The following is a 21763-nucleotide window of genomic DNA, read 5'->3' as shown; positions in this document are numbered from 1 at the left end:
TTCAGTGCTGCGCGGGCGTGCCGGCTTCCCGCTGGGCACGGGCCGCGACTTCGGCGGCCCGCGCCAGCGACGCGGCCGCCGCCACCTGGCCGGCGGTCGAAACGTCGGCGCGATCCGCGCCGGTGCCGCTCGCGGCGACGGGAGCGGCAGGCCGGGCGGGTGGCGTGGAGGAGCCCTGCGACGGTTCCGGCGGCGGCGCGGGCGCATCGCCGCGAAGTTCGGGAACCCGGGTGTCCGCATCGGGCTGCGCCGGCCCCAGCGCGAGCGGCTGCCCGCTGCCTGCCAGCGCGGCCTGCTCGGCGTCGTGCGTCATCACCACGATGCTGATGCGGCGGTTGATCGGATTGTGCGGATCGGCCTTGTCGAACAGCACCGACGACGACAGCCCCACCACGCGAACCACCTTGGCGTCCTCCATGCCGCCGGCGACCAGCGTGCGCCGCGCGGCATTGGCGCGGTCCGCGCTCAGCTCCCAGTTGCCGTAGCCGGTGCCGGAGCTGTAGGCGGTGGTGTCGGTGTGGCCGGTGATGCTGATGTGGTTGGGCACCTGGTTGATGAAGCGCGCCAGCTCGCGCAGGATCGCGCTGGTGTAGTCCTTCAGCCGCGCGCTGCCGATGTCGAACATCGGGCGGTTCTGCTGGTCGACGATCTGGATGCGCAGGCCCTCGGGGGTCAGGTCCAGCAGCAGCTGGTCCTTGAACGGTTCCAGCGCCTGGCTGCGGCCGATCGCTTCCTGCAACTGCTGCATCAACGCCTCGAGGCGCCGTTTCTCCTGCTGGCGCTGCTGTTCCGGCGATTGCGGGTCGATCTTGTTCAGGGCGAAGTCGCGGCCCGGCCCGCGCGGGATCTCCATCGTGCCGCCGAGCTTGATCATCGAGCTGCTGGCGCCGCCCGGGCCGTTCATGCCGGGCGACGGGGCCGGGCTTTCGCCCGCCAGCGGCGAGGGACTCCGGAAGTATTCGGAAATCGCCGCGCGTTGCCGGGGCGTGGTGGCGCCCAGCAGCCACAGCACCAGGAAGAACGCCATCATCGCCGTGACGAAGTCGGCGTAGGCCACCTTCCACGCGCCGCCATGATGGCCACCGCGGCGCCCCTTCCTGACGCGGCGGACGACGATCGTCGGTTTCTCGGCCATCGCGCTACTTGATCGTCTTCAGGTGGGCCTCGAACTGCGAGAAGCCCGGGCGCACGTCCGACGGCAACGTCTTGCGGGCGAACTCCAGCGCGATCTTGGGGTTGTAGCCGCGCAGGCAGGCCAGCAGGGCGGTCTTGACCGATTCGTAGATGCGCGCGTCCTGTTCGGCGCGCGCTTCCACCGCCGCCGACAGCGGGCCGATGAAGCCGTAGGCGAGCAGGATGCCCAGGAACGTGCCCACCAGCGCCCCGGCCACGTGCGCGCCGACCTCGGTGATCTCCCCGCCGATCGATCCCATCGTGATCACGATGCCGAGCACCGCGGCGACGATGCCGAAGCCGGGCAGGCCGTCGGACACCTTGGCCAGCGCGTGCGCGGGCGCCAGGGCCTCGTGGTGGTGCTTCTCCAGTTCCAGTTCCAGCAGCGGTTCCAGCTCGTGCGGCTCGATGTTGCTGCCGATCATCAGGCGCAGGCAGTCGGTGATGAAGTCGACCAGGTGCGGGTCGGCCAGCACCTTGGGATAGGTCTGGAACAGCGCGCTCTCCTGGGGCCGCTCGACGTGGTCCTCCAGCGCCATGAAGCCCTCGCGGCGGGCCTTGTTGAGCAGTTCGTAGACCAGGCTCAGCACGTCCAGGTAGTCCTGGCTCTTGTACTTGGGGCCCTTGAACACCGCGGGGACGGCGGCGAGCGTGGCCTTGACCGTCCTCGCCGGGGTGCCGACCAGGAACGCGCCGAACGCGGCGCCGCCGATGATGACCAGTTCGTAGGGCTGCCACAGCGCGGCGAGCTTGCCGTGCGCACCCACGTAGCCCCCCAGCACGCTGAGGATGACGACGACGAGTCCGGCGAGGATGAGCATGGCGGCAGCGGAAAACGGGGGGATCATCCCGTTTTCGGCGCTGCGCCTGCTTTCTGAAGCCCGGCGGCGCGATCGCCGCCGTCCCGGTTACCCGGCGTTGTTCCCGCCGGCGGGCGTGCACTTCAGCTTGTTGCCGCCGGTGGACAGCGTCGCTTCGCCCTGGTGTTCCCAGAACTCGTTGCCCTGCGTGTCGGCGTAGCGCGCGCCGGAGCCGGACTGCGCCGACGGCAGCTCCAGGGTCTTGCCGTCGATCTCGACGCGCACGGTCTGGGTGCCGTTGTCGAAGGTGGTGGTCGCGGTCTTGTCGCCGCAGTTCCAGCGCGTGGCCGCCGCGGCGGTGCCGGCGGCACCCGTGGCGGTACCGCCGGCGTCGTTCTTGGCGGTGTCCGGGCTCAGCGCCTCGTCGTTGGCAGGGCTGGTGGCGCCGGCGGTGCTGTCCGGGGTCTGCGGGGCGGCCGGATCGCCCGCAGCGCCCGGCGCCGTCGCCGGTGCGGCGTTGCTGGTGTCGGCGCCGCCCGAATCGGGGCGGCCGCAGCCGCTCAACGGCAGGACGCACAAGGCCGCGATCAGTAGCAGATGCTTGTTCATGGGCATTCTCCTGTGGGGATCGCGCCCCACCGTAGCGGCGGCACGGTAGCCGGGCGTGAATGCGCCCGGCCGCTTCTTCACGCCGGCTGCGCTTCGGCACCGCCGCGCTGCAGGGGATCCGGCAGGGGACGGCCCTGTTCGGTGAAGCCGAGCGACACCGAGTTCAGGCAGTGGCGTTCGAACGTCGGCGGCGGGCCGTCCGGGAACACGTGGCCGAGATGGCTGCCGCAGCGCGCACAGGTGATCTCGGTGCGGATCATGCCGTGGCTGGTGTCGCGGACCTCGCGGATGTGCGCGGGGTCGTACGGGGCGAAGAAGCTGGGCCAGCCGGTGCCGGAGTCGAACTTGGCACTGGAGCGGAACAGCGGCAGGCCGCACAGCCGGCAGGTGTAGACGCCGTCCAGCTTGTTGTCGAGGAACACGCCGCAGAACGGCGCCTCGGTGCCGTGGTGCAGCAGCACGCGCTTTTCCTCGTCGTTCAGGCCGGCGACCAGGCGCTGGCGTTGTGCGTCGTCGGGAGGGGTCAGGTCGAACCGGGTCATGGTGTCCTCTGGGTCGCGCCGGCATGCACCGGCGGTGTCGATCATGGATGGGGGCGGGCGGCTATCATCCAAGCATCGCATCCGAACCGGAATCCCAGGAGCCGCGCCATGAAACAGCACGCCACCGGCCGCTTCGAGGTCAAGCTGCAGCCGCAGGCCAGCCGCCAGGTCGAAGGCAACACGCTGGCGCGGATGTCGCTGGACAAGGTGTTCAGCGGGGACCTGCAAGGCGAGGGCAAGGGCGAGATGCTGGCCGCGCGCACGGCGGTGGAGGGCTCGGCGGCGTACGTGGCGGCGGAAGCGTTCACCGGCAGCGTGCATGGCCGCAGCGGCAGCTTCCTGCTGGTACATCGCGGCTGGATGGAGCAGGGCACCCAGAGCCTGCTGGTCAGCGTGGTGCCCGACTCCGGTACGGGCGAGCTGAAGGGCATCGCCGGCACGCTCGGGATCCGCATCGAGGACGGCGTGCACTACTACGACTTCGACTACACGTTGCCGGATGCCCGAGCCGCCCCCATGTAGTCGATCCCGTCCCCGGGAAATGCCATGAAACCGCTTTTCTGCCTGATGCTGGCCGGCCTGTTCGCCGCCGGCGCGGCGCATGCGCAAGGCTTGCAGAGCACGACGCCGGCCACGCAGAGCCGTTCCACCACGCGCGTGGAGCCGGTCCGCAGCCCTGCGCCGCCCCAGCGCCAACCCGTGCCGGCGCCGCCGCCGCGGCCCCTGGTCCCGCCGATCCCGAGTTCGCCCGACCAGCGTCCGCAGCCGCCGGTGCCGGTGCATGGCGCTTCGCGTACGCAGGACGCCGGCAAGGCGGCGGGCACGGTGCCGGCACCGGCGCCACCGGCGAAGGTGTACGACCGCAACGGCCGGTTGATCCCGGGCATGCGTCCCGCCGGCGCCAACCGCGTGCTCGACACGCGCACCGGTCGCTACTACGACACGGTGCCGAGCGGCGACGGCCAGCGGATCGTGCGTTGACCGGCGACGCGGGCATACAGGCTTCTGAATCGTTCAATCCGTTGGCGTGCGCTCAGCGCGGTGAAGCCGGCGCTGACCAAAGTTTTTCGCGTGGTTAACCGGAGCGGGGACAGCCTGTACGGGCGCGGGTCGGCTGGGTTTTCCCGTCGCCTGTGCTCCTTCCACACAGAGAAATGCAGTCATGGCTAACCAGAACCAGCAGAATCGCGGCCAGCAGGGCGGTCAGCAGGACAAACGCGATCAGCATGGCCGTCAGCAGAACCAGCAGCAGTGGGACGACGAGCAGAACCAGCGGGGCGGGCAGCAACAGCAGAAGCAGCAACGCGACCAGAACCAGAAGCAGCAGCGGTGATGGGATGTGAGCTGGTGAAGTAGAGGGTGGCGGCGCGCTTCGGCGCGCCGCTTGCGTTTTGGGGTTGGGATCGTGGGTTGGGTTCGCTGTCGTCCTGCAGGTGTGGGACCGGCGTCGCCTTGGCCTTCCCTCGTTCTCGCCTGAAGCAAGAGCTCTCGCCCTGCGGCGGGTTACCTTTCTTTGCTCGTGCACGCGCGCCGTCTCCGCCGCTACGGAGGGCCGCGCCGCAGCGACGTTCGCAGGCCATGGGGGTTGGCGCGCCGCGGCGCGAGGAAGTGTTGCCCGATCCAGAGCAGAATCACGAGCAGCGGCAACGGCAACGGCAGCAACAGCGGTTATTGCTCAATCGGCGATGGGTAGGCTCAGCGTTTCCTTGACTTCTTCCATCACGATGTAGCTCTTCGACTCGCGCACGTGCGGCAACGTCAGCAGGGTGCTGCCCAGGAGCTTGCGGTAGGAAGCCATTTCGTTGATCCGTGCCTTGATCAGGTAGTCGAAGTCGCCGGAGACCAGGTGGCATTCCAGGACGTTGGGCAGTTTCAGCGCGGCGCGGCGGAACTCCTCGAAGATGTCGCCGGACTTGTAGGCCAGGCTGATCTCCACGAACACCAGCAGGCTGGCCTTCAGGGCGTTCGGGTCCAGGCGCGCGTGGTAGCCGGTGATCACGCCCTCGCGTTCCAGGCGGCGCACGCGCTCGGTGCAGGGCGTGGTGGACAGGCCCACGCGCTCGCCCAGTTCGGTGAAGGAAATGCGCCCTTCCTGCTGCAGGATGCGCAGGATCTTGCGGTCGGTCCTGTCCAGCTCGCGGCTGCGTGCGGCCATGTTCACGGTCTCCGGTCTGTTTCCGGTGAATTTTCCTGTGCTTCATGCGAAAGGCGGAAAATAGCACTGGCTTGGCGGGAATATACTGCCCCGAATTGCCGACCCATGGGGCTTGCCGTGGGAAATGATCTGGTCAGAGGTCCGCAATGCGCATACTGGTGCTGGGAAGTGGCGTGATCGGCACGACGAGTGCCTGGTACCTGCGCCAGGCCGGGTTCGAGGTCACCGTAGTGGACCGCCAGCCCGGCCCGGCGCTGGAGACGAGCTACGCCAATGCCGGGCAGCTCTCGTTCGGCTACACCTCGCCCTGGGCGGCCCCGGGCGTGCCGCTGAAGGCGGTCAAGTGGCTGTTCGAGGAGCACGCGCCGCTGTCGATCCGGCCGACCGGCGAGTTGCGCCAGTACGTGTGGCTGGCGCACATGCTGCGCAACTGCACCTCCAAGCGCTACGCGATCAACAAGGCGCGCATGGTGCGCATGTCCGACTACAGCCGCGACTGCCTGGACGAGCTGGTCGCCGCCACCGGCATCGCCTTCGAGGGCCGCCATCGCGGCACCACCCAGCTGTTCCGCACCCAGCAGCAGCTCGATGCGGCGGCGAAGGACATCGAGGTCCTGGCCCAGTACGGCGTGCCGTACCAGGTGCTGGCGCCGTCCGAAATCGCCCGCCACGAGCCCGGCCTGGCCGATGGCGGCGCCAAGATGGCCGGCGCGCTGCACCTGCCGCACGACCAGACCGGCGACTGCCGGCTGTTCACGCAGCGGCTGGCGCAGTTGGCGGCGCAGGCCGGGGTCGAGTTCCGCTACGGGCAGACGGTCGAGCGCATCGAGCACGACGGCGGCCGCATCACCGGCGTGCGGATCGACGGCCGCCTGGAGACCGCCGACCGCTACGTGGTCGCGGCCGGCAGCTACTCCTCCGACCTGGTGCGGCCGCTCGGCCTGGCGCTGCCGGTGTATCCGCTGAAGGGGTTCTCGCTGACGATCCCGATCGTCGATGCCGCCCGCGCGCCGACCTCGACCATCCTCGACGAGAGCTACAAGATCGCGGTGACCCGCTTCGACGACCGCATCCGCGTCGGCGGCATGGCCGAGGTGGCCGGCTTCGACCTGTCGCTGAACCCGAAGCGCCGCGCCACGCTGGAGATGGTGGTCAACGACCTGTACCCCGGCGGCGGCGACCTGGCGCGCGCCGAGTTCTGGACCGGCCTGCGCCCGGCCACGCCGGACGGCACGCCGGTGGTCGGCGCCACGCCGTATTCCAACCTGTTCCTCAACACCGGCCACGGCACGCTGGGCTGGACGATGGCCTGCGGCTCCGGCCGCTACCTGACCGACCTGATGAGCTCGCGGCGTCCGCAGATCAGCAGCGAAGGCCTGGACATCTTCCGCTACCTGCCGGCCCGCCTGGCCCGCCCGCACCACGAGGCCGCTTCGTGCGCCCAGCCCACGCTCTGATCGATCTCGGCGCACTGCGCCACAACTACCGCCTCGCGCGCCGCCTCGGCGGCGGCAAGGCTCTGGCCGTCGTCAAGGCCGACGCCTACGGGCACGGCGCGGTGCGCTGCGCGCAGGCGCTGGAAGGCGAGGCCGACGGCTTCGCGGTGGCCTGCATCGAGGAGGCGCTGGAGCTGCGCCGGGCCGGCATCCGCGCGCCGATCCTGCTGCTGGAGGGCTTCTTCGAGGTCGACGAACTGCCGTTGATCGCCGAGCACGACCTGTGGACCGCGATCGCCTCGCCCTGGCAGGTGCGCGCGCTGGCCGCGTTCAACAGCCCGCGCCCGCTCGGCATCTGGCTGAAGATGGACAGCGGCATGCACCGGCTCGGCCTGGACCCGGAGGATTTCCGCGAGGCCTGGCTGCGCCTGCGCGGCCTGCCGCAGGTCGGCTCGATCGTGCTGATGACCCACCTGGCGCGCGCCGACGAGCTGGACTGCAGCCGCACCGACGAGCAGGCGGTGGCGTTCGCGCTGGCCTGCCGCGGCATGCAGGCGGAGACCAGCCTGCGCAATTCGCCCGGCCTGCTCGGCTGGCCGGCGTTGCGCAACGACTGGTCGCGCCCGGGACTGATGCTGTACGGCGCCAATCCTTTCGGCCAGGAAACCGAACTGACCGCCCAGCTGCGCCCGGTGATGACGCTGTCGTCGCGCATCATCGCCACGCGCGAACTGGCGGTCGGCGAGCCGGTCGGCTATGGCGCGCGCTTCGTCGCGCAGCGTCCGACCCGCGTCGGCGTGGTGGCGATGGGCTATGCCGACGGTTATCCGCAGTTCGCGCCGAACGGCACGCCGGTGCTGATCGATGGCCGGCCGGGCGAGCTGATCGGGCGGGTGTCGATGGACATGCTGACCGTGGACCTCACCGACCACCCGCAGGCCGGCGTGGGGACGCCGGTGCAGCTGTGGGGCGATGCTCCGCGGATCGGCGCGCTGGCCGCGCGCTGCAATTCCAGCGCCTACCGGTTGCTGTGCGGCCTCAAGCGCGCGCCGCGGCACTACGTCGAATGACGATCCGCCGGCGCCGCGGACGCGACGCCGGCCACGCGGGCGCCGGCGCGGCTCAGCGCTCGGCGGTGTAGCGGTCGTCGCGCAGTTCGCGGCGCAGCCAGTCGTCGATCATCCGCTTCTCGTAGCGCAGCGGATCGCTGTCGTTGAACGAGGTGCTGCTCATCAGGAAGGCGGTATCCACCAGCTTTTGCTCGCCCTGGTCGATGACCCGGCCGGAAGCGTCGGTGCGGGTCCAGGTGAACGACAGGCGCGGCGGATAGATGTCCTTGATGATGCGCACGTCGTCCAGGCGCGGTCCGTGCCACGGCTCGTAGTCGCCGGCGCGCTTGATGTCGGTGATGGTGACCTGCATCTGCTGGCCCTCCGGCAGGCGCTTGGCGGCCGCCTTCTGGAAGTAGCTGGCGAGGTCGTTCACCCAGTCGCCGCGCTCGGCTTCCCAGCGGTTGCGGCTGTAGCGGATGTCGGTGAACTGGGCCGGGTCGGTCCAGTTGACCTTGACCGGGCTATCGGCGTTGCTGGCAAGCGCCCGCGGCGCCTGCGGGTCGGTGACCGAGCGCACGCGCGCATCGGCCGCGCCGGCGGTGGCGAGCGCGGCGAGCAGCACCGCGGCGGAAACGAAGGTCTTGTTCATGGTGTCCTCCAGGCCGGGACGATGGATCCAGTCTGCTCCGGTAAACGCACCGCCGCAACGACCGGCCGACCGCCCTCCGGGCGCTGTTGCCCGGCATTAATCCCGCTTCGAGAGCGATGACGGCGGGTTCACCGGGCATCGGCGTGCGCTTCACGGCCAGCACAGCACCATCGCGGCGAAACCGCCAGAGACGTCCCGCCATGAAGGCCCCGCCCGCGTTCCTGCCTCCTTCCGACTTCAAGCTCCAATTCATCGACTGGGCCAAACAGCATGGCCACAACCCGGAAACGGGGGCGGCGGCGTTCGTGGCATTGCAGAGCGACCGAGACCTGCGCGAGCGCCATCCCGCCCGCGGCGAGGGCGTGGACCTGCGCGCGGCCCTGCGCCGCGAGCTGGAGGCGCTCGCCGGGGAGGACGACGTGGCGGTGCAGTTCCCGCCGGTCTACGCCTATCGCGCCGCGGGCGGGATCGACTATCGCTACTCCCTGATGCTGGTGCTGGCCGAGGACTGCGTGGAGTGGACCGCGCGCGTCTGGCGGGGGCTGGACTACCAGGGGATGCTGGTCGGGCGGGGGCAGGGACCCCGGACCAACTACACCCGGCTGGCCCGGGTGGCGATCGAGCGCGAACTGGACCGGCCCGAGCCCGGCTACCTGAAGGAGTGAACGGCAGGCAAACGGGGCGCGATCCGCTGCGTGCCTTGTACTGCAAGCCTGCGATGGCGTTTTCCTGGCCATTCCCCGCTTGCGCGGTCGGTCCGGCTTGACGCGCCAGGGCGCTCTTTCCACCCTATGACGACATCGGTTGTGGCTTCATGCGCGTTCCGTCGCGCAACGACCTCGCCCCATCCAGGCCCGGAATCCCGCTTGAGCACGCCTCTTCCGTCTCCTGAAGTGCCGTCCACGCATGTCCCCCGGATACTGGAGGAGGGCGTCTATCGCGACATGTTCGCGAGCATGGACGCGGGCTTCTGCGTGATCGAAGTGGTGTTCGATGGCGAGCGCCCGGTCGATTACGTCTTCCTCGACATCAACGAGGCATTCGAGCGCCTGACCGGCCTGGACTGCCCGGTCGGCCGCTCGATCCGCTCGCTGCTGCCGGACATCGAGGACGAGTGGATACGGCGCTACGGCGAAGTGGTGAACACCGGCCAGCGGCTGCGCTTCGAGCTGGAGGCGCGCTCGCTGAAGCGCTGGTTCTCCGTGGATGCGTTCCGGGTCGGGCTGCAGGAGCAGCGGCGGGTCGGCGTGCTGTTCCTCGACATCACCGAGCGCAAGCGCATCGAGCGCGAGCTGGCCGAGAGCGAGGCGCGCTTCAGCGCGCTCGCCGACGGGCTGCCGATGCCGGTATGGGTGCTCGATGCGCATGGCGTGATGCGCTTCGTCAACAGCGCCTACGGCGATTTCTTCGGGATGGACATGGCCAGCGGCACCGTGCCGGCCTGGAGCGAGCTGCTGCATCCGGAGGACCTGCCGGTATTCCAGTTCGAGCTCGCCGCGGCGCTGGAGCAGCAGCACGGCATGCGTGCGCTGGTGCGCGCGCGCCGCCACGACGGGCGCTGGCGCTGGATCGAGATGAGCGCGATGCCGCGCTATTCCGCCGACGGCCGTTTCATCGGCCTGGCCGGCAGCAGCCCGGACGTGACCGAGCGCCGCGAGATCGAGCTGGCGCGCGAGCAATTGCTGGAATCGGAGCGCATCGCCCGCAACGAGGCCGAGAGCATGGCGCGGCTGAAGGACGAGTTCCTCGCCACGCTCTCGCACGAGTTGCGCACGCCGCTGACCACGATCCTCGGCTGGAGCGAACTGCTGCTGCAGCGCCTGGACGAATCCGATCCCAGCCACAAGGGCCTGTCGGTGATCGCCAGCAGCGCCAAGGCGCAGAAGCGGCTGATCTCGGACATGCTCGACCTGAGCAGCATGCTGCTCGGCAAGGTGCAGCTGGAGGTGGAGACGCTGGACCTGGCCGAGCAGTTGCGCGAGGCGATCGGCTCGCAGGAGCCGGTCGCCGAAGGCAAGGACCACGCCATCGGCCTGCGCGTGCCGGACGGGCCCTGCCTGGTGCTGGGCGATGCCACGCGCCTGCAGCAGGTGTTCTGGAACCTGCTTTCCAACGCGATCAAGTTCACCCCCGCGCACGGCAGCATCGAGGTCACGGTCGCGCGCGAGAGCGGCCACTTCGTGGTCAGCGTGCGCGACAGCGGCGACGGCATCGCGCCGGAATTCCTGCCGCACCTGTTCGGCCGCTTCCGCCAGGCCGACGGCACCACCACGCGCCGGCACGGCGGCCTCGGCCTGGGATTGGCGATCGTGCAGCAACTGGTGGAAATGCACGGCGGGCAGGTGAGCGCGGCCAGCGACGGGCCGGGCAAGGGCGCCACGTTCACGGTGCGCCTGCCCGAGTACACGCCCGACTGGCGCAAGCGCCCGCGCCGCGAACCGCGCCGCAACGTCGCCTCCGAGCAGGTCGTCGAGGCCAAGGCTTTGAATGGGCTGCGCCTGCTGGCGGTGGAGGACCAGCCGGACATGCGCGAGTACCTGCGCCGCCTGCTGGAGGAGCAGGGCGCCGAGGTCGCGGTGGCGGGCAACGCGACCGAGGCGCTGGAACTGCTGGACGACGGGGCGCACGCGCGCTTCGACGTGATGCTGACCGACATCGGCATGCCGGGCATGGACGGCTACGGGTTGATCCGCACCATCCGCGAGAACATGGGGCTGGACGCGACCGCGCTGCCGGCGGTGGCGGTGACGGCGCTGGCGCGCAGCGACGACCGCGACCGCGCGCTGGCTTCGGGGTTCCAGGGGCACCTGGCCAAGCCGTACAGCGTGGCGCAACTGGTGGCCGCGGTGCGCGATGCGCGCCAGCGCTAGCGCGTAGCGGGCCTGAGACGGCGCCGGTCCACGCCGGATCGCCCCCGGGGCGGCGGCATCTCTTGCATGCGTGAATGCCGCCGCGGCCCGGACCCGCGGCTTGCTGCCGGGTTCACGGGCGCGCCTCTACGGTGCGATGGTCGAAGGCAGCAAGCGGACCGCACCGGGTCCGCAGGCCCGTCCAGGAGTCTCGCCATGAGCCGATATGCCCCCCACGTCTACACCGACCAGCGCCAGATCGCGATGATGGAGCAGTGGATGAAGCAGCTCGACGACGAGGCCCGGGTGGTGGTCACGCTCGACGACGGCACGCGCATCGCCGGTACGGTGGCGGTGCGCCCCACCGTGCAGAGCTACCTCGACGAGAATGAGCGGGAAGGCATGAACGGGGAACTGCGCCTGGACGCGCTGGACGCCAGCCAGCGGCCGCGATGGATCTGGCTCGACCGCATCGTCGATGTCGCGCCGTTCCCGCTGGGGCACGATCCGCAGGTGATGCCGTGAGCGCGCGCACGCTTTGACGGGGCGTTTACGCTTGGGCGCGGCGCTGCCGGCATCATGCGGCGGGCAGGCGGATGTCGGCCTGGAGCGTGTGATGGTCTTCGGGATGAGATACGGTGGTCGCCCGCGGCACGGGCTCCGCGCCTGGGCACGCCCATGGCCGCTCCGCACCATTCCGCAATCCACACGACGCTGTAGGGGCAAAAACCGATGAAGTCCGTTGCGTTCGGCGCTACGCGCCACCTGCTCGCTTTGCTCGCTGCCGGCGGGCTCGCCGGGTGCGGCGATACCGCCAAGTACCCGGTGGAACAAGGCATCGGGCCCGACCCGGTGCTGCCGGAACCGGTCAAGCGGTTGATTCCGACCGTCAAGGTGGCGCCGGTGAAAGGCTGGGCCGACGGTGCCGCGCCGGTGCCGGCCGAGGACCTGCAGGTCAACGCCTTCGCGCGCGACCTGGACCATCCCCGCTGGCTGTACGTCCTGCCCAATGGCGACGTGCTGGTCGCCGAGACCAATGCGCCCGCGCGCCCGGACAAGGAGCCGTCGCTGAAGGATCGCATCGCCGGCGCGGTGATGAAGAAGGCCGGTGCGCGCACGCCCAGCGCCGAGCGCATCACGCTGCTGCGCGATGCCGACGGCGACGGCGTCGCCGAGACCCGCACGCAGTTCCTGACCGGGCTGTATTCGCCGTTCGGCATGGCCCTGGCCGGCGACCGGTTCTACGTCGCCAACGCCGATGCGCTGGTGCGCTTTCCCTACAAGGACGGCGACACGCACATTTCCGCGCAACCGGAGTTCGTCGCCAACCTGCCCGGCGGGATCAACCACCACTGGACCAAGTCGCTGGTGGCCAGCGCGGACGGCAAGCAGCTGTACGTGGGCGTGGGTTCCAACAGCAACATCGGCGAGAACGGCATGGACGCGGAACTGAACCGCGCCGCGATCCTGCAGGTGGACACCGACGACGGCGGCATCCGCGTCTATGCCAGCGGCCTGCGCAATCCGGTCGGCATGGCGTGGGAACCGTCCACGCAACGGCTCTGGACGGTGGTCAACGAGCGCGACGAGATCGGCAGCGACCTGGTGCCGGACTATCTCACCTCGGTGCGCGAGGGCGGGTTCTACGGCTGGCCCTACAGCTACTACGGGCAACACGTGGACGAGCGGGTGCAGCCGCAGGACCCGGAAAAGGTGGCCCAGGCGATCAAGCCCGACTATGCCCTGGGCGCGCACACCGCCTCGCTCGGCCTGAGCTTCTCCGGGAGCGCGCTACTGCCGGCGCGTTTCCGCAACGGCGCCTTCATCGGCCAGCACGGTTCGTGGAACCGCAATCCGCCGAGCGGCTACAAGGTGATCTTCGTGCCGTTCGTGGACGGCAAGCCGCAGGGCATGCCGATCACGGTGCTGGATGGTTTCCTCGACGACGAGGGCGGCGCGCAGGGCCGGCCGGTCGGGGTGACGCTGGACAAGCGCGGCGCGCTGCTGGTGGCCGACGACGTGGGCAACGTGATCTGGCGGGTGACGCCCAAGCGGGCCGGAACGCCGTGATCCAGCCGCATCGGCCGGGCTGCGGCGGGAACCCGATGAGGGATCCGGGCGGCCCCGATGTCCCGCGCGAGGACTTCGGTCCCGATCGCGTGCAAAGGCGTTGCGTCCGTCCGCCACGCGGCCGACGACAGTCGTACCGGTAGCCTCGGTCGTTCGTCGGCGCGCGGTGGGCTACGACTGCCTCAACGCATCCGGCGATTCGGGCGTGGCCTCGAAGCGGCGCGCGTAGCCGCGCTCCTCGGCGATCCGCGCGATGTCCTCGTCGGGCATTTCCGGTGCGCCGTAGACGGCGTAGGCGATGCTGCCGTCCTCGCGCGTGCCGATCTGGTGCAGCCGATAGCGCGGGCGGCCGCTGCCGGTGTTGGCGGGGTAGTGCAGGGGCGGCGGCGCATCGTCCATGTCCATTTCGCTGTTGTCCACGACACCGCCGACGAACAGGGCTCGCATGATGTTCTCCGCAACGGACGAGTGCCCAGCCTAGGCAGGGCCGCATTCGCCGCAGGTCAAGGACGCGTACATAAATCCGCAAACGTGACCGGGCCCCCGGTCGTCACGGCGCGCGGTCGGCGCGGACGTGCACGGCGAGGGCGCTGGCGATCGCGTCGAGCTTGCCCCGGGCGGTCTTCGCCCCGAACAGGCCGAAGGTCCGCGCGAGCAGCCGTAGGCCGAAGCCGGCGGTGTCGCCATGGCGGCGCGGGATGCAGTGCAGGTGGAGGTGCGGGATGTGCTGGTTCGCGGCGATGCCGTCGTTGAGCAGCAGGTTGCCGCCGCCGGCGGCGTAACCGCTGGCTTCCTGCGCGCCGAGCACGCGCTCGGCGAGCGCGAACAGCGTCTGGCGTGCGGCCGGGTCCAGTTCCGCGATCCTGCCGACGTGCCGCTTCGGGATGACCAGCGCGTGGCCTTCGCGGATCGGATGGATGTCCATGACCACCAGCCAGTCCGGGTCCTCGTGGACCACGCTCGCCGGCAGCCTGCCGCTGGCGATGCCGCAGAAGATGCACCGTGTCGCCGCCTGTCCGTTCATTCCACCCTCGCCTTGTCCGTGCTCCGATGCGTGCGCGCCGCCGGCGGTTTCGCCTGGAGGCGTGCGGCCAGGGCGGCGTAGTCGGTCTTGCCGTTGCTGTTGAGCGGGAGCGCGTCCAGCGCGTGGATCTCCGAAGGCACCATGTAGGCGGGCAGGCGCAGCTTCATCGCGGAGAAGGCCTCGCGCACGTCGAGTTGCGCGCGGACCACGAACGCCGCGATGCCGCTGGCGGCCTCCCCCGGATGGGCGAAGACCGGAACCACGGCCACCTGCGCCGGATGTTCCGGGGTGGAACAGGCCTCGCGCAAGTGCGCCTCGACTTCCTGCAGCTCGATGCGGTAGCCGCGCAGCTTGATCTGGCGGTCCGCCCGGCCGCAGAAGAGCGCGGTGCCGTCGGCCTCGATCCTGGCAAGGTCGCCGGTGCGGTACCAGCGCGTCTCCTGCAGCCCGGCAAAGCGCGCCTCCACGAAGCGGGCCGCGGTCTGCTCCGGATCGCCCCAGTAGCCACGGGCCAGCTGTGCGCCGCCGAGCCAGAGTTCGCCGGTCTCCCCCGGTTCGCAGCGGCTGCCGTCGCCGCGCGTCGTCACGATCTCCATGCCGGCCAGGGGCGTGCCGATGGGCACCACGGTGCGTTCGCCGTCCTGCACGCCCACGCGGTGCGCAGTGCAGGCGATGGTGGCTTCGGTGGGGCCGTACAGGTTCTCGCAGCGGGCATGGGGGGCGGCCGCCAGCCAGGTCCTGGCCAACGGCCCGGGAAGCGCTTCGCCGCAGAACAGGGCGAGCTTCAGCGTGGGCAGCGCGCCGGCGTCCAGCAGCCGGTAGCGTTGCAGCGTGGCGGCCAGGGACGGTACCGAGAACCAAACGGTCAGGCGATGCTCGTTGACGAAGCCGGTCGGCATCATCAGCACGGACCGGGGAATGCTGTACAGGCACGCGCCCGCCGCCCAGGTGACGAACATGTCGTGCAGCGAGAGATCGAAGGTGGGCTCGAAGAACTGGGTGCAGCGCTGCCGTTCGTCGAGCTGCGGGTAGCGCGCGAGCACGGCCTCGACATAGGCGCACAGCGCCGCGTGGCCGACCGCCACGCCCTTCGGCTGGCCGGTGCTGCCGGAAGTGAACAGCACGTAGGCGATGTCGGCGTCCGCGACCGGGAGTTCCGACGCGGCGGGGGCGCTTGCCGCGAAGGGAAGCGGCGGCGGCGGGGAAACCTCGTCGAGGTCCGACTCCGGCGACATCACCACGACCGGGAAGGCGAGTCTGGCGAGCAGGCCGGGCAGGTGCTTGCGGCCGGGTTCGTCGCAGACCAGCACCGCCGGCCGGGTCCGCTCCAGGATGTTGGCCATGCGCGCCTCGGGGAAGCTGGCGCCGAGCGGGACGTGGATCTTGCCGGCGAGCATGCAGGCGAGCGGCGCGCAGTAGGCGGTGAGGCTGCGCTCGCCCAGGGTCGCGCAGACGGGGCCCTCGATGGCGCGCAGGCGCGCGGCGAGCTTCTGCGCGTGCGCCTGCAACGCGCGGTAGGTATGGGTTGTCCCGTCGACCCACAGCGCCGGCCGGTCGGGATGGCGGGCAGCGGAGCGCAGGAAGTAGTCGGCGGCGTGGAGCGTGCGCATGGAGGCTTACCTGATCAGGCGGCGTATTGCCGGTCGGGCGCGAGATGCTGGCGCACGAGTTCCGCCACGCGCTGGTCGTAGTAATGGCTGAAGTGGTCGCCCTCCGCGTCCTGGTGCAGGCGGCCCTGGCGCAGGCCGTCGCACAGCGCCCGGCCCACGTCGGGATGGGTGACCGCGTCGCGGTCGCCGACGTAGACCAGGACCGGTTGGGTCACGTCGCGGGTCCAGGCATCCGGCCGTTCGGCGAACAGGGTGCGCATCATGTTGGCGTAGCGGTACAGCGACTCGGGCGTGCGGAACGGCAGGCTGGTCATGTACAGCAGGTAGGGATCGGTGCTGGTCAGGATGCCGCTCAGCATCCGGCTGTCGCCGGCATCGGAGGAGGCCGCGCCGTAGATGAGCTCGCAATACTTCTCCGCCATGCGGTAGTTGCCTGCGATCTTGTCGAACAGCGAGCGCATCCCGGTCTCGAAGCGGGTCACGCGGACCGTCTCCGAGGGCGGGATCGACACGCCGGGATTGAGCAGCAGCCCGGCACGGATGCGGTCGGGGAAGGCGGCCATCGCGCGCAGCGCGACTTGCGCGCCGCTGCTCCAGCCGACCACGCTGGCCGACTTCAGCGCCAGGGCGTCCTGGATGTCGATCATGTCCCGGGCATGCGCGAGCGAGCTGCAATCGCCCGGGTCGAACGGCTGCCCGGCATCGGGAACCCAGCGGCACTCCCAGGTCACCACGTGGAAGTGCCGGTGCAGGCGCTGCGCGAGCGGCAGCATGAACTCGGCCGGCATGCCATAGGCATTGGCGATGAGCAGCGGCGGCAGCCTGGGGCTGCCGTAGGAGAACACCTTCAGCGTGGCGCCGTCGCGGGCCGACACGGTCTGCGGGCGGAAGCCCACGCTGCCGACTTCCTCCTGCTGAAGTTCCTGCAGGAACGATGCCAGGTAGCGGTCGACGTCGTTCCAGTCGAGCTGCGGCTGGGGCGGCGCCTTGCGCGCGAACCGCTTCTCGCCCTTGTAGTAGCCGGCATAGAACCGCGTGCGCTCGTCGAACAGGTCCTGCAGCGGACTGCCCTGCTGGCTGCGCTCGGAAACGAAGGCCAGGCGGTCGGCGCCGGTCTTGCGATCGACCATGGCGATCAGCCCGGCCATGCTGACGCCTTCCGGGTTGCACAGGTGGAAGAAGCGCTGGTCGCCGAACCCTTCCGCGGACAGCCGGAGCATGTCGTACACGCATTCGTCGACCGGCGTCAGGTTCACGGTGGCGCGGGCGCTGCCGAGCAGTTCCAGCGGCTGCTTCAGTTTCGCGAGCGTTTCGCGGAGCCGGTAGACCTCCTTGGTGAACCCGTACACGCCGAACCGGGTGGTGCCGCTGTGATGGCTCGCGCGCGGCCCCATCACCACCGACGGGCGCAGGATCCGGTAGCTCAGCCGGTGGGCCTCGCAGAAGTCGACCACGCGGTTCTCGGCCAGGTTCTTGCTTTCCTCGTAGGCGTTGTTGTATTCGCGATCCGGGGCATGGCGCGCTTCCTCGATCACCCCCTGGGTCGCCCCGACGCTGTAGGCGGTGGAGATGTGCACGAACTCCGCCGGTCCGCCGTCGCGCGGATGGACATTGCGGAAAAGCTCGAGCATGTTGGCGGTGCCGCCGATGTTCTGGTCGAAGATCTCGCGGCGGTGCCGGTCCTCGAACTTCAGGCTGGCCGCGCAATGCCAGAATTCGCGCACGCCGGCCGCCTGCAGCCGCGCCAGCGCGTCCGCGTCCAGCCCGCAGTCGGGCAGGGTGATGTCGCCGGTCACCACCCGCAGCCGGGTATCGAGCAGCTCCCGGGGCAGGGGCCTGGGGTACGAGGCGGCGCACTCGGCGAGATGGTCGTAGAGCCGCGCGCGCGCCTGGGCTTCGGACTCGCCGCGGACCAGGGCATGGACGATGCCCGGCCACTCGATCCTGCGCAGCAGGAAGTGGCCGCCGAGGAAGCCGGTCGCGCCCGTCACCAGGATCGCAGGCACCGCATGGGCGGGAACGAAGGGGCTGGGGTCTCTCACTTCGGGGCGCTGCATGGGAACTCCTTGTAGGTCGGCGCGATGGGTACTGCGGAAAACCTCCTCGCGCGGCCCCTTCATGGGACCGGCGTCCACGCTCTCCTCCCCAGCGCGCCTCCTCGGCGCGCGTTGCGCCCGTCAAGCGCCGGCGAGGAAGTTGTCGCGCACGCGGGCGAGCGTGGACGTCCTCGGGATCAGGTCGGGGGTGACCGGGATCTCGCGGTCGATCAGCTCCTCGATGATCAGGATGTATTCCACGAAGTTGATCGAGTCGAGCAGCTTGTGCTCGAACAGATCGGTGTCGTCGTCGATGCGGGCGATGTCCGGATGCTTCTCGAGCAGCCACTCGCGCAGGGTCTCGATCCCCGATGCCTGGATGTTCAAGCGGGACTCCCTTCCAGTCTGACGCCGATCTCGCCCATGAACTTCAACGGGCGCCTCAGCAGGGCCGATGCGTGGTGCTCGCGTCGCGCCGGGTGCGCGAGCAGCTTGCGACGCAGCGCCACGCCGCCTTCGATGCCGCTGTCGCGGTACATCGCCGGCTGGTACAGCGCCTCGATCGAGACCTGCACGAACCGTTGCAGGTGGGCGACGGCGGCCTCGCGTTCCCCGGGCGTGCTCGCGGAGAAGGCGATGTCCTTCGCCTGGGCCAGGATCGCGCGGCCGAACGTGATGTGGCGCGCCTCGTCGGCGTGGTGGACCTGGTGGATCAGGCGGACGAAGGGCGAAACGCGCTCGTCGCCGCCGGCGACGACGTTGTAGTAGCCGCCGATCTCCTCGAACAGGAAGATGCGCGCGAACAGCAGGAAGAACTCCATCTGCATGCCGAAGCGCTCGTCGGCCAGGCCGACCTTCTTGCTGGAGTAGATCTTGCCGCCGTAACGGCGGCAGAACTCGCCGAAGAACCACAGGTGCTTGTTTTCCTCGTCGATGAAGTGGTGGATGTAGGCCTCGATGTTGGGCAGGTCGGGCGCGTAGAGCTGCGCGGAGAGCCGGTTGATCAGCTCGCGCTCGCCTTCCACGTTGAGGCTGAAGGCGTTGACGCACTCCCACTTCGAAAGACGCTTGAGCTGCGCTTCGGGCAGGCTGTCCATGTACTCCGTGCCATGCACGCTCAGCAATTCCGGGGACAGCCACCACTCGTCGTCCGGGATGGATTCGGGCCAGTCGATCTGCGAGAACGAATTGACGTGGCGCTCGCGGGAGAGCTGGATCAGCTTCTGCATCCGCGAGGCGAACACCGGGTCGTCGTCGATCCGCGTCAACGTGCCGGTGGAAGCGAGATTGGCTTGCGGAAGCATCCTGGCTCCTGTTCTGCGATGCAGGCTTGCAGCCTGTCGTGGAATTCCTTGCACGAGGCGCGATGCGCCGCGTCTGCCGCGGGGCCTAGCATACTTGGGGCAGCCGCGCGATCAAGCGGGCATGCGATGCGGTGGCGCGCTTTGGAGTCTTCACGCGGAAGTGCGCGGCGCAAATGGCGCGCCTGGCTGGCGTACGTGCTTCGTTTTCGTGATGGACAGCGCTTTTGGCGGGTGCGTTGCTTCAAGCTCTTCATCGCCGCTTGCGCGGCGACGAAGATATTTCAGCATCGAACCATCGTCGCCTGAATTCGCGCGGGTTCACTGCGCCGCGGCTTCGGCGCGCAATTCGCGGCGCAGGATCTTGCCCACGTTGCTCTTGGGCAGCTCGGTGCGGAACTCCACGTACCTGGGCTGCTTGTATCCGGTCAGGTTGGCGCGTGCATGCGCCTTGACCTGCTCCTCGGTGAGGTGGGGATCCTTCCTGACGATCACGACCTTGACCGCCTCGCCGGACTTCTCGTCGGGCACGCCGAACGCCGCCACTTCCAGCACGCCGGGCATCAGGGCGATGACGTCCTCGACCTCGTTCGGATACACGTTGAAGCCCGAGACCAGGATCATGTCCTTCTTGCGGTCGACGATGTAGAAGAAGCCGTCGCCGTCCATGCGCGCCATGTCGCCGGTATGCAGCCAGCCCTGCTCGTCGATGATCCTGGCGGTCTCGGCCGGCTGCTGCCAGTAGCCCTTCATCACCTGGGGGCCGCGGATGCACAGCTCGCCGATCTCGTCCGTGCCCAGCACGTTGCCGTTGTCGTCCATCACGCAGGCCTCGGTGGACGGCACCGGCAAACCGATCGAGCCGTTGTACTCGGCGATGTCCATCGGGTTGATGCAGGCCGCCGGCGAGGTCTCGGTCAGGCCGTAGGCCTCGACGAGGGTGCAGCCGGTGACCTTCTTCCAGCGCTCGGCCACCGCGCGCTGCACGGCGGTGCCGCCGCCGAGCGAGAGCTTGAAGTTGGAGAAGTCGAGCTGGTCGAAGCCGGGCGTGTTGAGCAAGCCGTTGAACAGCGTGTTCACGCCGGTGATCGCGGTGAAGGGCACCTTGCCGAGTTCCTTCACGAACCCGGGCATGTCGCGCGGATTGGTGATCAGGTGGTTGCGCCCGCCGAACTTCATGAAGACCAGGCAGTTCGCCGTCAGCGCGAAGATGTGGTACAGCGGCAGCGCGGTGACGATGACTTCCTCGCCCATGCGGGCATTGGTCCCGATCCAGGCGGAGGCCTGCTGCATGTTGGCCACGAGGTTGCGGTGGGTGAGCATCGCGCCCTTGGACACGCCGGTGGTGCCGCCGGTGTACTGCAGGAAGGCGATGTCGCCCGAAGCGATGTCCACGTTCGGCAGCGGATGCCTGTCGCCCAGCGCCAGCGCCTCGCGGAAGCGGATCGCGCCCGGCAGGCGGTAGTCCGGCACCATCTTCTTCACGTGCTTGAGCACGAAGTTGACGATGCTGCCCTTGGGGAACGGCAGCATGTCGCCCAGGCCGGTGGTGATCGCCTGCTTCACCTGGGTCTCGGCGATCACGTCCTGCACGGTCTTGCCGAAGTTGTCCAGGGCCAGGATGGCGCTGGCGCCGGAGTCGACGAGCTGGTGCTTCAGTTCGCGGGCGGTGTACATCGGGTTGGTGTTGACCACGGTCAGGCCGGCACGCAGGGCGCCGAACAGCGCGATCGGGTACTGCAGGCAGTTGGGCATCATGATCGCGAGGCGATCGCCCTTCTTGAGTTTCAGTTCGCCGGCGAGGTAGGCCGCGAACTGCCTGCTGTAGGCGTCGACCTCGGCGTAGGTGATGGAACGTCCCATGTGGGAGAACGCGGGACGGTCGCGGTATTTTTCGAGGGAGGATTGCAGGACAGATACGATGGACGGGTATTCGTCGGGGTCGATCTTGTGCGGCACGCCGGCGGGATAACTCTTCAACCACGGTTGCTCGAGAATCATTCTGTCCCCCTCCATGTAGTCGTGTTGCGGCTTATGGATTGCAGCTTCGTGCTGCGATCCGATTGGAGCATAGGGATTTGAAGCGTCGCAAGGCGGTTTCGTGCTGCGCGGCAGCAGGCGGGCTGTTTTTTTCGCGTTTCCGCGATGCGTGCGCGGTGATCTTGATGATGGGTTCTTTCATTAGTGGAGGAATTCGATGCCGGTGTCGTTTCTCCAGGGCAAGGATTGCGGCTGCGCTGCGGACTAGGGATTCGTGGATGGAACCCGCGGATGAACATGTGGGAGGGACTTCAGTCCCGACGGGTTTTTCCCGGTGCGGTTTGAGTCGATTGTGTCTGCCTAGAGCAAAAGCCTTCGCCCTTTCGGGCGAGTCACTTTTTCCTTGCTCGTGCACGCACGCCGCAGGAGAGGTCGGCGCGCCGCTGCGCGAGGAGGTGTTATCCAGGGCAAGATCAG

General features: G+C 69.2%; 22 protein-coding genes. 9 read left to right on the top strand and 13 right to left on the bottom strand.

Features of this window, described 5'->3' with window-relative positions:
* Position 1: 1 nt before the first annotated feature.
* The 4 genes from motB to msrB form a co-directional block, all read right to left on the bottom strand.
* On the bottom strand, positions 2–1135 hold the full coding sequence (motB, locus tag FD678_RS18180) for a flagellar motor protein MotB (RefSeq protein WP_140727324.1): 1134 nt from the start codon (positions 1133–1135) through the stop codon (positions 2–4).
* 4 nt (positions 1136–1139) lie between these two features.
* Positions 1140–1994, bottom strand: a complete 855-nt coding sequence (motA, locus tag FD678_RS18175; RefSeq protein ID WP_140727322.1) for a flagellar motor stator protein MotA — start codon at positions 1992–1994, stop codon at positions 1140–1142.
* 87 nt (positions 1995–2081) lie between these two features.
* On the bottom strand, positions 2082–2582 hold the full coding sequence (locus tag FD678_RS18170) for an MliC family protein (RefSeq protein WP_140727320.1): 501 nt from the start codon (positions 2580–2582) through the stop codon (positions 2082–2084).
* A 77-nt stretch (positions 2583–2659) separates the two neighbouring features.
* Entirely contained in the window at positions 2660–3124 is a 465-nt protein-coding gene (gene msrB / locus FD678_RS18165; protein WP_140727318.1) for a peptide-methionine (R)-S-oxide reductase MsrB, read from the bottom strand.
* A 108-nt stretch (positions 3125–3232) separates the two neighbouring features.
* On the opposite strand from msrB, the gene FD678_RS18160 reads away from it, so the two are divergent.
* The 3 genes from FD678_RS18160 (at position 3233) to FD678_RS18150 (ending at position 4457) form a co-directional block, all read left to right on the top strand.
* The gene (locus FD678_RS18160; RefSeq protein ID WP_140727316.1) at positions 3233–3646 is read left to right on the top strand and encodes a DUF3224 domain-containing protein; all 414 of its coding nucleotides are present in this window, start codon (positions 3233–3235) and stop codon (positions 3644–3646) included.
* A gap of 24 nt (positions 3647–3670) precedes the next feature.
* Positions 3671–4105: a hypothetical protein gene (locus FD678_RS20795; RefSeq protein ID WP_218569832.1), complete on the top strand. Its 435-nt coding sequence runs from the start codon at positions 3671–3673 to the stop codon at positions 4103–4105.
* A gap of 181 nt (positions 4106–4286) precedes the next feature.
* Entirely contained in the window at positions 4287–4457 is a 171-nt protein-coding gene (locus FD678_RS18150) for a lana protein (RefSeq protein ID WP_140727314.1), read from the top strand.
* A 342-nt stretch (positions 4458–4799) separates the two neighbouring features.
* Here FD678_RS18150 and FD678_RS18145 read toward each other — a convergent pair whose 3' ends face one another.
* On the bottom strand, positions 4800–5279 hold the full coding sequence (locus FD678_RS18145; RefSeq protein ID WP_140727312.1) for a winged helix-turn-helix transcriptional regulator: 480 nt from the start codon (positions 5277–5279) through the stop codon (positions 4800–4802).
* 146 nt (positions 5280–5425) lie between these two features.
* Between FD678_RS18145 and FD678_RS18140 the strand changes: the two genes are divergently transcribed.
* On the top strand, positions 5426–6736 hold the full coding sequence (locus FD678_RS18140) for a D-amino acid dehydrogenase (protein WP_140727310.1): 1311 nt from the start codon (positions 5426–5428) through the stop codon (positions 6734–6736).
* Complete coding sequence (gene alr / locus FD678_RS18135; protein WP_140727308.1) at positions 6715–7785, top strand: alanine racemase; 1071 nt, start codon at positions 6715–6717, stop codon at positions 7783–7785. The genes FD678_RS18140 and alr overlap by 22 nt, the downstream gene beginning before the upstream one ends.
* 52 nt (positions 7786–7837) lie before the next feature.
* Here the strand turns inward: alr and FD678_RS18130 are convergent, their stop codons facing one another.
* The gene (locus tag FD678_RS18130; protein WP_140727306.1) at positions 7838–8416 is read right to left on the bottom strand and encodes a DUF3016 domain-containing protein; all 579 of its coding nucleotides are present in this window, start codon (positions 8414–8416) and stop codon (positions 7838–7840) included.
* A 200-nt stretch (positions 8417–8616) separates the two neighbouring features.
* Here FD678_RS18130 and FD678_RS18125 point away from each other — a divergent pair, with 200 nt between their 5' ends.
* The 4 genes from FD678_RS18125 (at position 8617) to FD678_RS18110 (ending at position 13335) form a co-directional block, all read left to right on the top strand.
* Positions 8617–9081: a hypothetical protein gene (locus tag FD678_RS18125; protein ID WP_140727304.1), complete on the top strand. Its 465-nt coding sequence runs from the start codon at positions 8617–8619 to the stop codon at positions 9079–9081.
* 201 nt (positions 9082–9282) lie between these two features.
* On the top strand, positions 9283–11286 hold the full coding sequence (locus FD678_RS18120; RefSeq protein WP_218569831.1) for a hybrid sensor histidine kinase/response regulator: 2004 nt from the start codon (positions 9283–9285) through the stop codon (positions 11284–11286).
* A 195-nt stretch (positions 11287–11481) separates the two neighbouring features.
* On the top strand, positions 11482–11790 hold the full coding sequence (locus FD678_RS18115; RefSeq protein WP_140727300.1) for a DUF3247 family protein: 309 nt from the start codon (positions 11482–11484) through the stop codon (positions 11788–11790).
* A gap of 207 nt (positions 11791–11997) precedes the next feature.
* Complete coding sequence (locus FD678_RS18110; RefSeq protein WP_140727298.1) at positions 11998–13335, top strand: PQQ-dependent sugar dehydrogenase; 1338 nt, start codon at positions 11998–12000, stop codon at positions 13333–13335.
* A 171-nt stretch (positions 13336–13506) separates the two neighbouring features.
* On the opposite strand, the gene FD678_RS18105 is transcribed toward FD678_RS18110, so the two are convergent.
* The 7 genes from FD678_RS18105 to FD678_RS18075 form a co-directional block, all read right to left on the bottom strand.
* The gene (locus FD678_RS18105; protein ID WP_140727296.1) at positions 13507–13782 is read right to left on the bottom strand and encodes a hypothetical protein; all 276 of its coding nucleotides are present in this window, start codon (positions 13780–13782) and stop codon (positions 13507–13509) included.
* A gap of 103 nt (positions 13783–13885) precedes the next feature.
* Positions 13886–14359 (bottom strand): HIT family protein, encoded by a 474-nt coding sequence (locus FD678_RS18100; RefSeq protein ID WP_140727294.1) that lies wholly within the window; start codon positions 14357–14359, stop codon positions 13886–13888.
* On the bottom strand, positions 14356–15969 hold the full coding sequence (locus FD678_RS18095) for an amino acid adenylation domain-containing protein (protein WP_140727292.1): 1614 nt from the start codon (positions 15967–15969) through the stop codon (positions 14356–14358). Before FD678_RS18095 ends, FD678_RS18100 begins: the two co-directional genes overlap by 4 nt.
* Before the next feature lie 14 nt (positions 15970–15983).
* A complete protein-coding gene (locus tag FD678_RS18090) occupies positions 15984–18026 on the bottom strand; it encodes an alpha/beta fold hydrolase (protein ID WP_177497888.1) in 2043 nt (680 codons plus the stop codon).
* A gap of 120 nt (positions 18027–18146) precedes the next feature.
* Positions 18147–18392, bottom strand: a complete 246-nt coding sequence (locus tag FD678_RS18085) for a phosphopantetheine-binding protein (RefSeq protein WP_140727288.1) — start codon at positions 18390–18392, stop codon at positions 18147–18149.
* Positions 18389–19309 (bottom strand): diiron oxygenase, encoded by a 921-nt coding sequence (locus tag FD678_RS18080; protein WP_140727286.1) that lies wholly within the window; start codon positions 19307–19309, stop codon positions 18389–18391. The genes FD678_RS18085 and FD678_RS18080 overlap by 4 nt, the downstream gene beginning before the upstream one ends.
* A gap of 318 nt (positions 19310–19627) precedes the next feature.
* Positions 19628–21304, bottom strand: coding sequence for a long-chain fatty acid--CoA ligase (locus FD678_RS18075; protein WP_372237538.1), 1677 nt, complete (start codon positions 21302–21304; stop codon positions 19628–19630).
* Between the last annotated feature and the right edge of the window lie 459 nt (positions 21305–21763).

The sequence above is a fragment of the Pseudomonas sp. Hp2 genome (genome assembly GCF_006386585.1).
Classification (GTDB): Bacteria; Pseudomonadota; Gammaproteobacteria; order Xanthomonadales; family Xanthomonadaceae; genus Pseudomonas_S; species Pseudomonas_S boreopolis.
This window is presented reverse-complemented; position numbering and strand designations above follow the sequence as displayed.

Coding starts and splice junctions, on each gene's coding strand:
- FD678_RS18110 (WP_140727298.1), top strand. CDS start 11,998: ATGAAGTCCGTTGCGTTCGGCGCTACGCGCCACCTGCTCGCTTTGCTC.
- FD678_RS18115 (WP_140727300.1), top strand. CDS start 11,482: ATGAGCCGATATGCCCCCCACGTCTACACCGACCAGCGCCAGATCGCG.
- FD678_RS18145 (WP_140727312.1), bottom strand. CDS start 5,279: ATGGCCGCACGCAGCCGCGAGCTGGACAGGACCGACCGCAAGATCCTG.
- FD678_RS18130 (WP_140727306.1), bottom strand. CDS start 8,416: ATGAACAAGACCTTCGTTTCCGCCGCGGTGCTGCTCGCCGCGCTCGCC.
- motA (WP_140727322.1), bottom strand. CDS start 1,994: ATGCTCATCCTCGCCGGACTCGTCGTCGTCATCCTCAGCGTGCTGGGG.
- FD678_RS18100 (WP_140727294.1), bottom strand. CDS start 14,359: ATGAACGGACAGGCGGCGACACGGTGCATCTTCTGCGGCATCGCCAGC.
- FD678_RS18080 (WP_140727286.1), bottom strand. CDS start 19,309: ATGCTTCCGCAAGCCAATCTCGCTTCCACCGGCACGTTGACGCGGATC.
- motB (WP_140727324.1), bottom strand. CDS start 1,135: ATGGCCGAGAAACCGACGATCGTCGTCCGCCGCGTCAGGAAGGGGCGC.
- FD678_RS18095 (WP_140727292.1), bottom strand. CDS start 15,969: ATGCGCACGCTCCACGCCGCCGACTACTTCCTGCGCTCCGCTGCCCGC.
- FD678_RS18090 (WP_177497888.1), bottom strand. CDS start 18,026: ATGCAGCGCCCCGAAGTGAGAGACCCCAGCCCCTTCGTTCCCGCCCAT.
- FD678_RS18125 (WP_140727304.1), top strand. CDS start 8,617: ATGAAGGCCCCGCCCGCGTTCCTGCCTCCTTCCGACTTCAAGCTCCAA.
- FD678_RS18140 (WP_140727310.1), top strand. CDS start 5,426: ATGCGCATACTGGTGCTGGGAAGTGGCGTGATCGGCACGACGAGTGCC.
- FD678_RS18170 (WP_140727320.1), bottom strand. CDS start 2,582: ATGAACAAGCATCTGCTACTGATCGCGGCCTTGTGCGTCCTGCCGTTG.
- FD678_RS18150 (WP_140727314.1), top strand. CDS start 4,287: ATGGCTAACCAGAACCAGCAGAATCGCGGCCAGCAGGGCGGTCAGCAG.
- FD678_RS20795 (WP_218569832.1), top strand. CDS start 3,671: ATGAAACCGCTTTTCTGCCTGATGCTGGCCGGCCTGTTCGCCGCCGGC.
- msrB (WP_140727318.1), bottom strand. CDS start 3,124: ATGACCCGGTTCGACCTGACCCCTCCCGACGACGCACAACGCCAGCGC.
- FD678_RS18160 (WP_140727316.1), top strand. CDS start 3,233: ATGAAACAGCACGCCACCGGCCGCTTCGAGGTCAAGCTGCAGCCGCAG.
- FD678_RS18105 (WP_140727296.1), bottom strand. CDS start 13,782: ATGCGAGCCCTGTTCGTCGGCGGTGTCGTGGACAACAGCGAAATGGAC.